At 72.8% G+C, this 14,162-nt stretch carries 11 protein-coding genes; 8 read left to right on the top strand and 3 right to left on the bottom strand.

Annotation, left to right across the window (positions count from 1 at the left end; translation table 11 throughout):
• Positions 1-198 precede the first annotated feature (198 nt).
• The 4 genes from ABH937_RS18010 to ABH937_RS17995 all read left to right on the top strand — a co-directional run bounded on the left by ABH937_RS18010 (position 199) and on the right by ABH937_RS17995 (position 3,106).
• Complete coding sequence (locus ABH937_RS18010; RefSeq protein WP_370218792.1) at positions 199-507, top strand: hypothetical protein; 309 nt, start codon at positions 199-201, stop codon at positions 505-507.
• The gene (locus ABH937_RS18005; protein ID WP_370218791.1) at positions 504-1,682 is read left to right on the top strand and encodes a terpene synthase family protein; all 1,179 of its coding nucleotides are present in this window, start codon (positions 504-506) and stop codon (positions 1,680-1,682) included. Before ABH937_RS18010 ends, ABH937_RS18005 begins: the two co-directional genes overlap by 4 nt.
• Positions 1,679-1,921, top strand: coding sequence for a hypothetical protein (locus ABH937_RS18000; RefSeq protein ID WP_370218790.1), 243 nt, complete (start codon positions 1,679-1,681; stop codon positions 1,919-1,921). The genes ABH937_RS18005 and ABH937_RS18000 overlap by 4 nt, the downstream gene beginning before the upstream one ends.
• Before the next feature lie 165 nt (positions 1,922-2,086).
• Positions 2,087-3,106 (top strand): LD-carboxypeptidase, encoded by a 1,020-nt coding sequence (locus ABH937_RS17995; protein WP_370218789.1) that lies wholly within the window; start codon positions 2,087-2,089, stop codon positions 3,104-3,106.
• Positions 3,107-3,193: 87 nt separating this feature from the next.
• On the opposite strand, the gene ABH937_RS17990 is transcribed toward ABH937_RS17995, so the two are convergent.
• Positions 3,194-4,462: a hypothetical protein gene (locus ABH937_RS17990; RefSeq protein ID WP_370218788.1), complete on the bottom strand. Its 1,269-nt coding sequence runs from the start codon at positions 4,460-4,462 to the stop codon at positions 3,194-3,196.
• A 158-nt stretch (positions 4,463-4,620) separates the two neighbouring features.
• Between ABH937_RS17990 and ABH937_RS17985 the strand changes: the two genes are divergently transcribed.
• Together ABH937_RS17985 and ABH937_RS17980 are read left to right on the top strand one after the other, a co-directional pair.
• Positions 4,621-6,159: a hypothetical protein gene (locus ABH937_RS17985; protein ID WP_370218787.1), complete on the top strand. Its 1,539-nt coding sequence runs from the start codon at positions 4,621-4,623 to the stop codon at positions 6,157-6,159.
• A 169-nt stretch (positions 6,160-6,328) separates the two neighbouring features.
• Positions 6,329-9,547 (top strand): BTAD domain-containing putative transcriptional regulator, encoded by a 3,219-nt coding sequence (locus ABH937_RS17980; RefSeq protein ID WP_370218786.1) that lies wholly within the window; start codon positions 6,329-6,331, stop codon positions 9,545-9,547.
• Here ABH937_RS17980 and ABH937_RS17975 read toward each other — a convergent pair.
• Together ABH937_RS17975 and ABH937_RS17970 are read right to left on the bottom strand one after the other, a co-directional pair.
• Positions 9,484-9,747, bottom strand: a complete 264-nt coding sequence (locus ABH937_RS17975; protein ID WP_370218785.1) for a hypothetical protein — start codon at positions 9,745-9,747, stop codon at positions 9,484-9,486. The genes ABH937_RS17980 and ABH937_RS17975 overlap by 64 nt on opposite strands.
• Positions 9,748-9,889: 142 nt before the next feature.
• The gene (locus tag ABH937_RS17970; RefSeq protein WP_280690162.1) at positions 9,890-10,300 is read right to left on the bottom strand and encodes a hypothetical protein; all 411 of its coding nucleotides are present in this window, start codon (positions 10,298-10,300) and stop codon (positions 9,890-9,892) included.
• Positions 10,301-10,555: 255 nt separating this feature from the next.
• Between ABH937_RS17970 and ABH937_RS17965 the strand changes: the two genes are divergently transcribed.
• Both ABH937_RS17965 and ABH937_RS17960 read left to right on the top strand, forming a co-directional pair.
• Complete coding sequence (locus ABH937_RS17965; protein ID WP_370218784.1) at positions 10,556-11,344, top strand: ABC transporter ATP-binding protein; 789 nt, start codon at positions 10,556-10,558, stop codon at positions 11,342-11,344.
• Positions 11,341-14,127, top strand: a complete 2,787-nt coding sequence (locus ABH937_RS17960) for an FtsX-like permease family protein (RefSeq protein WP_370218783.1) — start codon at positions 11,341-11,343, stop codon at positions 14,125-14,127. The genes ABH937_RS17965 and ABH937_RS17960 overlap by 4 nt, the downstream gene beginning before the upstream one ends.
• Positions 14,128-14,162 lie beyond the last annotated feature (35 nt).

The following is a 14,162-nucleotide window of genomic DNA, read 5'->3' as shown; positions in this document are numbered from 1 at the left end:
CACCTGGCACTCGTGTGCGATCCTCGCGGCGAGGCGCCACGCTGACCAGTCCTCAGCTGCCGCCTGCTGTCGCAGGTGCGCTACAACCGGCCTGTGATTGATCCGGGACATGGGACCACGGTAGACCCGACTGGACGCCAGGCGTCGCCGGTTTGGACAGACGCATATGAACAGCAGGCGAGTCTTCACGAGTAGCTTATGAACAACAGCCGCTTTCACGACCAGGCTGCCATTGGCGCCGATGTGGAAATGCCCGAGGCTCTGGGCATGGCAGATCTTGCAGAGTCCCTGCCGCAGCCCGCTATCGGGCTGCCGCTTGTGGACGGAGTCCTGACTGATGATCAGCAGCGCTCGGGCTGTGTCGGCTGCGGTGCCGAGTCGGCCCCGCACCTCGGCGAATCGCGGACGACCCGGGTGGCGGCCGGCGTGGTGCGAGACGAGCGCGTGCGCCGCTGCACCCCGTGCCAGTGCAAGCACCGCTCGGGGCATGCGGGGGTAGCGGCGTGATCGAGACCGACACCCGGCACCCGGGCCTTCACCGCACTGCCCATGCCTTCCTGGAGCGGCACGAGCTGCACCACGACCCGATGAGCTACCTGGATCACGGCTACGTGAAGCTGTTCCTGGCCGGGTGGCGGGGCTCGACCGGCGAGCCGCTGGAACTGGCCGCGTGCTGGGGCCTGTTGGTGTGGCGGCTCGATGACGTGCTCGATACGGAGTTGCGCGACGCGGAGCCGACGGCGGTCGAAGTGCTCGTCGACCGGCTGCTCGATGTCCTGGACGGGGAGCCCGCCGAGCCCGCCGATCACCCCACCGCGCGGGCCCTCGCCGAGCTGGTCCAGCGGACCCGGGCGGCGATGCCGGAGGACTGGTGGACGCGCTACACGGCCGAGTTGGACGCGTGGATCCACGCGGCGGCCGACAAGCTGGAAGGCTACATCCGCCCGCGCCGCACACCGACGCTACGGGAGTACCTGACGCTGCGACCGATCGACGGCGGCATGCTGCTCGCCGCGATGTGGACCGAACTCGCCCTGCAATGCGTCACCCCCGACTGGAACAGCCTGCCGGTCAACTCGCTCCTCAGCTGCTTCTCGACGATCGGCACCCTCACCAACGACCTCGCGGCCGACACGGCCAACCGCCAGGGGGACACCTTCACCGCGCAAGACGCACTGGCCCGCACCACCGGGCTGACCACCGAGCAGGCCCGCCAGCGAGTGCGGGAGCAACTGACAGCCGAGAAAGCGCGCTTCTGGTTCCTCCTGACCGCCATCCGCGCCGACGTTCGCACCTGCGACCCCCAAGACCCGATGCCGCTCTCCCCGGTCACGCTCCGGTTCGCGCTGGCACTCGACCACTTCGGGCAGGCGCTCACCAACTGGACACTCACCAGCTCCAGGTACCGAGCGGACACCATCGCTCAGCCGCCAGTACCCGAGGGTCCGGCGCCGGGCTGGACGCTGCACCAGCCGTTCGAGCCGTCCAGCGCGAAGCAGGACCTGCGACAAGTCATCGCCGCCGCCGCCGAACTGGAACAGCACGGGGTAACGACCGCAGCCGAACAACTGATCCGGCTAGCAGGGCTGGCCATGCGCCTCGTCCACCGGATCGCCGAGGACCTGGAACAACGGCTCGGGCGCCAGTCCGCTGCCGCACTGATCGAGGAGAAGAGCCGATGACGCCCTACCAGACCACGGCGCTCGCCGAACTGGAAGCCCTCGGCCGCCAGTTGGACGCCGCAGCGAAGCAAGGATCCGACGCCACCGTGCTCGACCCGCTGCTCGCCGACATGCGGCACCTGCACCAGGGGATCACCGACCACCTGGCAGACGGCCTCGGCCCGCCGCGCAGCGCCGCAACTCCCGCGCGGCCTCCAGCCGCCCTCCGTGCAGCCGGTCACGCTCTATCACCGGGGTAAGCGCGACCACTCGAGCCGCGCTGCACCAGATCGGCGGCCTGGGCTGCGCCCTTCGATCGTCCTGAGCGCTGGTCAGTGGTGTTCGTCGGGCTCGCCGCGGGGCCAGGGGCGGACGATCGGCGAAAGTCGCGTGACTCTACCAATGGCACCCGCGACACTGACGCCATGACCGGTTCGGCACCGCCTCTACTGCTTCGACCGCGTGCCCTGCGGCCCGGAGACCTCGTGGTCATCGCCGCGCTGTCCGGCCCGCTGCCAGCCGCCTACGAGCCCAACGTCCAGCGGACGGTGGAGCTGTTCGAGCGGATGGGGTTCCGCGTGCGGCGGGCTCCGCTGCTCGAAGCAGGACGGCGCCGTTGGTGGAGCGCGGCCACGCCGGTCGAGATCGCTGCGGAGCTCAACGGTCTTCTGCGTGATCCCGAGGTGCGCGCGATCGTCGCGAGTGACGGCGGCCAGACGGCGCTCGGCTACCTCGACCTGATCGACGTCGACGCGATCAGGGCCGACCCCAAGCCGATCCTCGGCTACAGCGACATCTCGCTACTGCATCTGGTGCTCCATGCGCGCACGGGCCTGGTCGGGTTCCATGCCGACATGGCCGTCCCCGGCTTCGGCGGCTCCTGGCAGGCTGCGCCCGTGGCGCGCCAGGCGGAACTCGAGAAGCTCTACTCCAGGTTGCTGACCGGTACCGAGGCGATCGGTGCGTTGCCCGCGAGCCCGTCGTGGGAGTGCTGGCGTCCTGGTCGCGCCGAAGGGCGGCTGATCGGCGGGGTGATCAACCGCATCGCGCTGGCGCAGGCGACGCCCTTCGCGCTGCCGCTCGACCGGTTCGACGGTGCCGTGCTGTTCTGGGAGGAGATGGGCGGCCTGGCCTCGTACGTGTGGAGCTATCTGCAGGTGATGCGACACTGCGGCATCCTCGACCGGATCTCCGGCATGGTCGTGGGCGTGCCGCGCGAGATCAGCGGACTCGAGCCCGGCGCGTCCCCGTCCCTGCGCGAGATCGTCCTCGACGTCCTCGGCGACCGTGACATCCCGGTCCTGGGCAACGTCGAGTTCGGGCATGCCGGCCCGAATCTGCCGATGCCGGTAGGCGTTCGCGTCGGCCTCGATGCGCGGCAGCGGACGTTGTCGCTGCTCGAACCGGCGGTAGGGCCGCCCGCGATGACGGGCCCGGTCGGCTGAGCACCGGGGCTCACTGAGCCGACCCCGGCAGCAGCCTCCGGGGCCGACTCATGGAGGACGACGGGTCGGCGAGGTGCGGGCCGCAGGTCAGCCGTAGTTGTGATCCAGGGCCCCGCTGGTGGTGTACCGCAGGAGAGCGATCCTGTTGTCGGTCGTGCCGGCGAGGATGGCACGACCCGCGCCGTCCAGCACGACGCCCGCGATGGTGTCCGCGCTGCCGCCGCCGAGGGCTGCCTGCGCGACGCCGTTGGTGCCGTACTGGGTGGCCGGTGTGCCGCCGGCGGTGTAGCGCAGGGCGGTGGCCTTGCCGTCGGGGGTGGTTCCCGCGACGGTGATGTCGCTCTTCCAGACGTTGATGGTGGTCGCGGTGCCCTTGGTCGTGGCGGTGGCGACGCCCGTGGTGGCGAAGGTGCGGTCGATGGCTCCGGCGGAGGTGTAGCGGGCGACGGCGAAGTGGCCGTCGACGGTGCCGGCGACCAGGATGCGTTCGCTGGAGTCGAGGGCCATGACGGGCCCGGTGTGGATGGCTCGCCGGTCGCTGGTGACGACCTTCCCGCCGGTGCCGAACGCGTTGTCGAGACGGCCCGCAGGGGTGAGGCCGGCCATGGCGAACTTGTCTTCGGTCGCGCCGGACTTGCGCGTGGTGCCGACGACGTCGACCCGGCCCAGGCTGCGGACCGCCAGGGCCGCGCCGCTCTCGGCGCCGCCGAAGTCGATCCGGGCGATCCCGTTCTTCCCGTAGCGATGGTCCAACTGCCCGGCCTTGCAGGTGGATTCGTTGCCGGAGCAGTACTTGACCACGGCGATGTGGCCCTGGGTGCTGGCCAGCAGGTAGGGCTCGCCGGCAGAGCCGAGGGTGAGCCCGGTGGCCGCGTCGTCGGTGCCGCCGAGGTCGGTGATGCGGTACCCGGTGCCGTTGAACGTGGTGTCGGGACGGCCGTTGGCGGTCAACCGCGCGACGACGACGTCACCGCCCACGGTGCCGGCCACGACGACCTTGGTGCCGCTGATGCCGATCGCTGCGGCGCCGGCCGCACCGGCGCTCTTGGGCAGCGGCACGGTGGCGATGCCGTGCTCTCCCCAGGCGTCGTTGAGCTTCCCGCCGGGCGTGTACTTCGCCACGATGATCCTGCCGTTGCTGGTGGCGACGACCCCGGCCGAGCCGTCAGGGAAGACCTCGATGGAAGCGACCGACACACCGCCCTTGACCGTGGTGACGACAACTCCGGCAGAACGGTTGGCCGTTGCCCAGGCCTGGCCCGTCGGCACGACGGCGGTGAACGCGGTGACCGCGGTGAGCAACGGGAGCGCGGCCAGCGCCGCAGTGGTGCGGCGCGAGGCGGGTGGTGTGGTCAATCCGTTTCCTTATCAACCGGAACCGGCAGCAGCCCGATTCCTCACGCTATTTGATGAACCATCACTTGTTGATGAGTAATCAACTGATCACGAACAGTAGCATCTTGCGCGTCGAGCCCTGCGGATCGCGGGCTCCCGTACCCCCGAACGAGGCTGATGTGAAAAGAACACGACACTCCTGGCTGGCAGCCGGCACCGCACTGGCCCTGGCCGGCGGACTGGGCGCCGTGTCCGCACCGGTGGCGCAGGCCGCCAAGCAGGACCCCCTGGTCGTGACCCAGGTCGGCGTACCCGGCGCCCGCACGGGGGGTGTGCTGGAGTTCGACGGCTCCAACGAAGACGATCTGACGTCCCACGGCGTCTACGGAGTGGTCTACCGCAACAACAAGGCGAAGAACGCCTGCACGGGCATCGACGGTCCGAACATCAATCCGTTCGACGAGTCGACCCACAAGAAGTGGCGGCGCGCACGGGACGAGTTCACAGCGACCGGCAAGACCAAAACGCTGCAGCCGAACTCCTCGACGACCGTCAGTTCGGACGAGTCCAAGACCACTCACTGGTCGGTGAGTGCCACCACGGAGGTCGACAGCGGTCTCAAGTGGGTCTCCAGCATCAAGGTCAGCATCACGGGGAGCTACGGCGAGGACAAGACCGTCTCCGAAGGCCAGTCGGACACCGCCACCAACCCGACCTCCGACATGACCCAGCGTGTCGCGATGGGCGTCATGTCCGACGTGTGGGCGGTGCAGACGCTGCCCTGGCGGTACGGCTGGCGCAACAAGGGCGACAAGATCTACGTCGGCGACACCGCGAACAGCATCGCCGAGCGCTACACCGTGCCCAACGCCGGCTGCTACAAGACCGGTTACTTCCACGCCCTGAAGATCCCCGCGAGCGTCGGGTTCGGCGTCGTCGAGCAGTATCCCGCGAGCCAGACGGAGCCGAACTGCCCCTTCCGGATCGAGGGTGACGACGTCCAGCTGCACCCGGCTCTGAAGGCCGGCGAACCCGACACCGCCAGCAACGACCCCAAGTACGCCATCCCCGCAGGCACCTGCGTCACACGCTCGGACGGCGCCCAGGACAAGATCGTCACCGAGACCGACGAGGACGGCCGGGTCACCGGCCGCAGCGCCTGGGTCGAACTGGCCACCTGGCCCAAGAAGGGCAAGAAGTGCCTCGGCCCCTTCGCGGCCAGCTGCAGCAAGAACTTCTGGGTCAGCACCAACGACGTCGACGGCCTCGAGGTCAAGCCGCCGGCGCTGGACACGTGGGGCAACCAGACCACCTTCACGATCCGACCGACCACTGCCTCGAACGACTCCCTGGTCGGAACGCACGGGGACTTCAACGCCGTCTACGCCGTCGACGGCTACAAGGGGAACTGGCAGCTCCTCAGCAAGAACGGCGGCCTGTGGCAACTCAAGCAGACCGGCAGCACCAGCACCCGGGACGGCCAGTGCATGATCATCGGCACGCACCAGTACGGGGAAGGCGGCATGCTGGACAACTGCGGCGACAACTCCAACCAGCAGTTCAAGGTCGTCTTCGCGGGCCAGGGCTCCTTCTACATCCAGTCGAAGCAGTCGCCCGACAAGTGCCTCACCCGGAACACCTCCGGCGCTAACTACACCCTCTTCGCCAAGTGCAACGGCACCGACAACAACCAGCACTGGTCCTTCACCAAGGCCTGAGCACGAACCGGGGATGCTGTGCCCACCCAACGCTGGGCACAGCATCTCGATCCTCGGCTCCGGCCACGCCACGGTTCGCCGTTTATCGATCGTGTAACGCGCCGCCCTAGCATCCCCTGCCGACAGAGGTTCGGTATCGAACCAGTGCTCTCGCCGCAAGGGGACGCGTGTGCAGGAAGACCGGCCGACCGAGCCACTCGGGTTCTCGCTGCTGGGTCCGCTGCGCGCCTGCCGTGGCGCGGCGCCGGTGGCGCTGGGCAGCCCGCAGCAACAAGGGGTGCTGGCCGTGCTGCTGTTGCGGCCGAACGGCGCGGCGGGGGCCGAGGACCTGATCGACGCGCTCTGGGGCGGCGAGCCGCCGCCGGCCGCGGTGACCACCATCCGCACCTACGTCTACCGGCTGCGGCGGGCGCTGGAGCTGCGGCCGGCCGAACCCTCGGTGCTGGTCTCCGCCGGCGCCGGGTACCGGCTGCTGTTGCCGCCGACAGCCGTGGACGTACGGCTGGTCGAGCAGTCGGCCGCCGCCGCGCGGACGGCGACGGGTGCGGGTCGACCGGACGAGGCCCGCCGGCTGCTGGACCAGGCGCTCGCCCGCTGGCAGGGCGAGCCGCTCACCGGCGTGCCGGGCCCGTACGCGCAGCGGCAGCGCCACAGGCTGGTCGAGCTGCGGCTCGCGCTGCTGGAGGAGCGGCTGGCCCTGGAGGTCGTCTTCGGCCACCCGGGCGCCTGCCTGCCCGAGTTGACCGCGCTCACCGCCGAGCACCCGTTGCGCGAGCGGCCGCACGGCCTGCTGATGTGGGCGCTGCGCCGCAGCGGCCGACAGGCGGACGCGCTCGCGGTCTACCGCGCCGTACGCGAGCAACTGGTGGCGGAGCTGGGGGTGGAACCGGGCCCGGAGCTGACCGCGCTGCACCGGCACATCCTCACCGGTGCACAGGAGCTGCCGACCCGGCTCTTCGGCTTCCCGGCGCCGTCGGCCACGCTGCGAACGGGCGCCCCGGCCGACCTGCCCGCCGACTCACCGGCTGACCCACCCGCCGACCCGCGACCCGCCGTGCGGCCCGACTCGGCACGCCCCGACCCGGCGGCGCCCGCCCGCCTCCCTACGCCGGCCCAACTTCCGCCCAGCTCACCGGACTTCATCGGCCGCGCCGACCAGATCGAACGGATCGACCGGGCGCTGACCGCACCCGAACGGCGGATGCCCCCGATCGTGGTGCTGGCCGGCATGGGCGGGGTGGGAAAGACCACCCTCGCCGTGCACGCGGCCCACCGCGCCCGGGCGGCGTTCCCCGGCGGTGCGCTCTACGCGGACCTGCGCGGCGCCGATGCCCGCCCCGCCGACCCGGCCGACGTGCTGGCCGGCTTCCTGGCCGCGCTCGGGGTGTCACCCGAAGCGGTGCCCGAGAGTGAGGCGGAACGCTCGGCGCTCTTCCGCTCCGCGGTGGACGGGCGGCGGCTGCTGGTCGTGCTGGACAACGCCCGGGACAGCGCGCAGCTCCAACCGCTGCTGCCGGGCGCCCCGGACTGCGCGGCACTGGTCACCGGCCGCACCCTGGCGGTGGGCCGGCTGCCGGCCCTGCTGCGACTGAACGTCGCGGTGTTCACCGACGCCGAGGCGACCGAGCTGCTCGACCAGGTGATCGGCGCGCACCGGCGGTCCGCCGAGCCCGCGGCGGCACTCGACCTGGTCCGGGCCTGCGGCCATCTGCCGCTGGCGGTACGGATCGTGGCCACCCGGCTGGCCGCCCGGCCGCACTGGACGCTGCGCAGCCTCAGCCGGCGGCTGGCCGACGAGCGGCGCCGGATCGACGAGTTGCGGGTGGCGGACCTGACCGTCGAGGCGGTGTTCGAACTCGGCTACCGGCAGCTCACCGCCGAGCAGGCACGGGCCTTCCGGCTGGCTTCCTGGGCCGAGGGACCGGATATCGGCCTGGGCGCGGCGACGGCACTGCTCGACCTGCCGGAGCGGGTGGCCGAGGAACTGCTGGAGTCACTGGTGGACGCGGCGATGCTGGACTCCCCGTCGGCCGGCCGCTACCGCTACCACGACCTGCTGCGGGTCTTCGCCCGGCGGGTCTCGCTCGCCACCGACCCGGCCGAGTCGGCCGGCGCCCGGCACCGGCTGCTGGGCCACCTGCTGATCGGCTGCCGGGCGGCGTTCCGGCTGGCCGTACCCGGGGATCCGGTCTCCGAGAGCCTGGGCGCCGAGCTGGGCACGGCCGGCGACGGCACGGCCGGGCCCGCCGGGCCGGCCTTCCACGGGCTGGCCGAGGCCCGGCGCTGGGCCGAGGCGGAGGCCGCCGGCGCGATCGGCCTGGCCCGTCGGCTGGCCGAGACGGCCGAGGAACCAGTAGGCGCTGCAACGCTCCTCGGAGAACAGCAATCTGATGGTCCATCACCTGCCGAGCTGCGCGCCGCCGCCGACCTGCTGATCGGCCTCGGCCCGCTGACCCGGGCGGTCGGCGGCTCGAGCGCGCTGGCCGCCGCCCGGGCGCTGGCGGCCGCCGCCGTGACCGGTGGGGACCGGTACGCGGAGGGGCGGGCCCGCTTCCTCTGCGGCACCCTGCTGCTCGGCATGACCCGGCTCGACCAGGCCGGGACCGAGGCGGGCCTGGCCACCCGGGCCGCCCGGGAGTGCGGGGACACCCTGGTGCTGCGTCAGGCGCTGAACGACCTGGGATTGATCGCCCAGGCGCTGGGCCGCAACGAGGAGGCGATCGGCTGCTTCGACGAGGTGGTGGCGCTGGCCGAGCGGCTCGGGCAGCGCTCGGGCGCGGTGGCCGGGACGGTCAACGCGGCGCTCTCCCGGGTCCGTTGCGGCCAGGCGGGGGTGGCGGCGCTGACCTGCGAGCGGGTGCTTCCGGTCGCCCGCGAGCTGGGTGACGCCAACGGGACCGCCTACACGCTCTACGTGCTGGGGCTGGCCCTGCACCAACTCGGCCGGCACGCCGAGGCGGCGGCCCGGCTGCGCGAGTGCGTGGCGCTCGCGGCGGCGACCGGCCGGCTGGACCGGGAGTCGCTGGCCTGTTCCCGGCTCGCGGACACCCTGAGCGTCCTGGGCCGCCACGACGAAGCGGTCCGCGAGGCCGAGCGGGCGGTGTCGATCAGCGGCGAGGGCGCCGAACGGAACCTCGGCTACGCGCTGGCGGCGCTCGGCGGGGCGCTGGCCGGGGCCGGACGGCCGGCCGAGGCCCGCGCACGGCTGACCGAGGCCCACGCGATCCTGGTCCGCCTCGGGCTGCCCGAGGCGGACCAGGTGCGAGCTCGGCTGGACCGCGTGCCCGCCGGTGCACCGGCGGGCACGCCGGACGCCGACCGCGGTCAGATCTGGGCCCAGCCCGGCCCGCACGAGGCTCCGGTGCCGTTGTACTCGCTCTCCAGTTGACCCGGCGCGGTGTAGCAGGAATCCGCCAGCAGGCGCCCGGTGCCGACCGGAGCGACGCCGGTCCCGGGCCCGGCCGTGCCACCGGGCGCGCCGGTGCCACCGAGGATGCCGCCGAGCACGGCGACGAGCAGCAGGGCCGGCGCGGAGCCGGCCGCGAGTCGGCCGGCCACCGGGCGGCGCGTGCGGACGTGGTCGTTCATGGGCGGTAGCGCCTTTCATGGCTGAAGCGCCCGGCCGGTCAGGGAGACTCGGCCGGGCGCCGCTGAAGGGAGTTGCACGTTCGGATCAACCGGTCGGTGCGGCGGGGCCGCCGACCGGCAGGCGGTCAGTGACCGCGGACCGTCAGTAGATCAGGTCCGGGCTGGTCTGGTAGTCGTAGCCACTGCCGTTGTTCCAGTACACCCGCAGCTCGCTCTTGTAGTCGTGGCCCGAGCTCGGGTTGGGGAGCAGCGTGCCCTGGTAGTGCGTGTAGCCGGAGCCGCAGGCGAACCAGTTGTCCCAGTGGGTGTTGGTCGTGTAGTCCCAGAGGATCACGTCGACCGAACAGGCGTTGGACTGCAGGTTGGTGTAGGCGTCCGAGTTGACGGCCCCGCTGGCGGTCGCGCTGACGCAGCCCTGCTCCCAGGCCGGGCCGCCGCAACCGCCGCCGGAGGTCGCCGAGGCGCTGCCTGCGGCCGCCAGGCCGAGCCCGCCGGCCAGGGCCGCACCGGCGAAGGCCAGCGCGGTGATCCGCTTGATGCCGCGAGTGTTCATGTCGTTCCCATCGTTGCGAGTTCCCGGCCGGGTCGGCCGGACAGGCATCACCATCCGCGAGCGGCATCGACAGCGGTTCGACGCTCGATGAGCGGCGACGCCCGCGCCACCTGCGCCCGCGTCACGAGGCCTGAGCCACGACGCCTGAGCCACGACGCCTGAGTCGCGACGCTTGAGCCCGTCGTGCATACCGGGTATACATACCAGGTATGCAGATGCCCGAACGGGCGTCATGCCCTTGAGCGAGGGGGAACTTTGTCGTACGTCGAAACAGTCGCCGGCACGGCCGCCGGCCCGCAGGACGCGGTGCTGCACCTGGACGGGACCAGTCGTGTCCACGGCCGGGGCGCCGCCGAGGTGCACGCGTTGCGCGGGGTGGATCTGCAGGTCCGTCCGGGCGAGTTCGTCGCGGTGATGGGGCCGTCGGGATCCGGAAAGTCGACCCTGCTGACCCTGGCGGGCGGCCTGGACAGTCCCAGCGGAGGGCGGGTGGTGGTCGAGGGACGCTCGCTGGGCGAGCCGTCGCGCAAGCGGCTGGCCGCGGTGCGCCGGCGCGCGATCGGCTACGTCTTCCAGGACTACAACCTGATCCCGGCCCTGACCGCGGCCGAGAACATCATGCTGCCACGGGAGTTGGACGGGGTGGCGACGCGCACCGCACGGCGCGAGGCGCTGGCGGCGCTGACCGAGATGGGCATCGAGGAACTGGCCGACCGCTTCCCCGACGACATGTCGGGCGGCCAGCAGCAGCGGGTGGCGATCGCCCGGGCGCTGATCGGCGATCGCCGCCTGGTGCTGGCCGACGAGCCCACCGGCGCGCTCGACTCCACCACCGGCGAGGCCGTGCTGGCCGTCCTGCGCGCCCGCTGCGACACCGGGGCGGCCGTCATGATGGTCACCCACGAGGCCCGCCACGCCGCCTGGGCCGACCGGGTCGTCTTCCTGCGCGACGGCCGCCTGGTGGACGAGACCGGACGCCAGAGCGCCGAGGCCCTGACGGCCATCGCGGCCGGCATCGCCACCCGGCTGGAGGTCTCCCCGTGAAGCTCACCTCCTGGCGGGTGGCGCTGCGCATCGCCCGCCGCGACGCCCTGCGGGCCAAGGGCCGCAGCGCCCTGATCGTCGGCATGATCGCGCTGCCGGTACTCGGCGTGGCCGGCGCGGACGTGGCCTACCGCAGTGCCCAACTCACCCCGCAGGAACGGATCGAGCGCTCGCTGGGCACCTCGGACGCGCTGGTCGGCGCCCTGTCGCCGGGGCGCACGGTCGCGCAGGCGCCGAACGCCGACGACGGGACCACCGTGCTGGCCGACCCCGAGGGCCAAAAGCCCTCCCCCGAGCAGGTCAAGGGCGCCGCCACCGACCCCACCGCGCTGGTCGCCGGCCTGCTGCCGCCGGGCAGCACGCTGACCTCCGCCCGCCCGGGTCCGGAGGCGAGCGCGAGTTCCCGATCCGGCCTGCTGCTCACCTCCACCGCCGAGGCCGACCTCGGCGACCCGCTCTGGCGGGGGAAGGTCGACGTGGTCAAGGGCCGTGCCCCGCACGCCCCTTACGAGGCAGCCGTGACCCAGGCGTTCCTGGACCAGTCCGGCCTGGCGCTCGGGGACACCACCACGGTCAAGGGCGTGGAGGGCAAGCCGTTCACGCTGACCGCGGTGGCGGAGTACCCGGGTGACCTGTCGAAGGTGGCGCTGATCGGGCGGCCCGGTGAGCTGATCGCGCCGCTGGTCGCCGCGGAGCAGAACAAGCCGCTGCCGGCGGCCGGCGCCAACACCGACGCTGCGGGCGCCGACCCCGCCACCGCCGACGCTGCCGCCGCCAACCCGCCGAGCTGGCTGGTGCGGCTGCCCGCCGGCGCCCACCTCGGCTGGGCCGAGGTCCAGGAGTTCAACCGCTACGGCTACACCCTCACCGCCCGCACCGTCGCGCTCGACCCGCCCGCCCGCTCGGCCGTTCCGTACTACCGCAGCCAGAAGTTCGTGCTGGCCACCGGCATCGGCGGCTCCGGCACGGTGGTCGCGGCCACCATCGCGGGGATGGCGCTGCTGGAGACCGCGTTGCTGGCCGGCCCCGCCTTCGCGGTCGGCGCCCGCCGCTCGCGCCGCCAACTCGCGCTGCTCGCGGCCGGCGGCGGCGACCGGGCGCAGGTGCGCGCGGTGGTGCTGGGCGGCGGCGTGGTGCTCGGGCTGGCCGGCGCGCTCGGTGGCGTCCTGGTCGGCACCGGCCTGGTCGCGGTGCTCCGCCCGTGGCTCGAGTCCGCGGCCGGCAGCCGCTTCGGACACTTCAGCGTGCATCCGCTCGACCTGCTCGCGGTGGGCGCCGTCGGCGTCGGCACGGCGCTGGTCGCCGCCGTGCTCCCCGCCGTCCAGGCGGCCCGCCAGGACGTGGTCGCCGCGCTCGCCGGCCGGGTCACGGCGAAGGCACCGAGCAAGCGGCTGGCGGCGTTCGGCGCGGTGCTGGTGGCGACCGGCACCACGCTGGCGCTGCTCGGCGCGGGCGGCAGCGGCCGGCCCGGGATGCCGGTGGCCGGCGGCTACGACGCGCAGACCCTGGCCATCCTCGGCGGCTCGGCCACCGCCGAACTCGGCATGCTCGCCTGCACCCCGCTGCTGGTCGGCCTGCTCGGCCGGCTCGCCCGCCACCTGCCGCTCGCCCCCAGGCTCACCCTGCGCGACGCCGCCCGCCAGCGCGGCCGCACCGCTCCCGCGATCGCCGCCGTGCTGGCGGCCGTGGCCGGCGCCGTCGCGATCACCGTCTACACCGCCAGCAGTGACGCCGAGTCAAGGAGCGAGTACCGCGCCACCGCACCGACCGGCGCGGTCACCCTGACCGTCATCCCGACCAGCCCGCTGCCGCAGTTGCAGGCCGCGATCACCGCGGACCTGCCCGGACTGGGCGCGCGGGCCGACGTCTACCAGCTCGAGTACCACTTCTGCCCCAACTGCGCCAGCACCGTCAACTTCGTCGACTCCGTCGCCACCGGCGGCTATCAATGGTCCGCCCCGGTGCTGGCGGGCGACCCGACCGTGCTGCACAACATGTTCGGCCTGCACGACCCGGCCGCCGAGGCGGCGCTGGCGGCCGGCCAGGCCGTGGTCTTCGACTCGCGCTACGTCAAGGACGGCAAGGCCACCTTCCACGCGCAGGGGGAGAGCGGCGGCGGCCCCGCCCAGCCGGGTCAGGCGTCCCAGCCCGGTGACAAGGACGTCAGCGTGCCCGCCGTACTGATCGACAACCCGGCGGCCGCCCACTACGGCATTGGCCTGGTCAGCCCCGGCACGGCCCAGCACCTGGGCCTGGCCACCCAGCTCACCGCCTCGGTCTGGCTGCCCGCCGCCCCGCCGTCCGCCCGGCTCCAGCAGCAGGCCACGGCCGCCGTCAACCACCTGGACTCCTTCGCCGAACTCGCCGTCGAACGCGGCTACCAGTCCAAGAGCGACCTGACCACCCTCGCTCTGAGCGGCTTCGCGGCCCTGGTGGTCCTCGGCGCGGCCGGCATCGCCACCGGCCTGGCCGCCGCCGACTCCCGCCCCGACCAGGCCACGCTGACCGCCGTCGGCGCGCCGCCTCGCACCCGCCGGGTGCTCAGCGGTCTCCAGTGCGGCACCATCGCCCTGCTCGGCGCCGCCCTCGGCACGCTGTGCGGCTACGTCCCCGCCGTCGCACTGCGCAAGGCGCACGAGATGGCACTGCACATCCCGCACGAGCCGATCATCACCCCGTGGTCCCAGCTGCTGCTGATCCTGGTGGCGCTTCCCCTGCTGGCCGCGTTGGTGGCCTCGGCCACCACCCGGTCGCGAATGCCGCTCGCCCGGCGCATCGACTGACGGCACGTCAGATCGCGTTACCCCGTGCCCCGATC

The organism is Kitasatospora sp. GAS1066B, from assembly GCF_041262605.1.
Classification (GTDB): domain Bacteria; phylum Actinomycetota; class Actinomycetes; order Streptomycetales; family Streptomycetaceae; genus Kitasatospora.
This window is presented reverse-complemented; position numbering and strand designations above follow the sequence as displayed.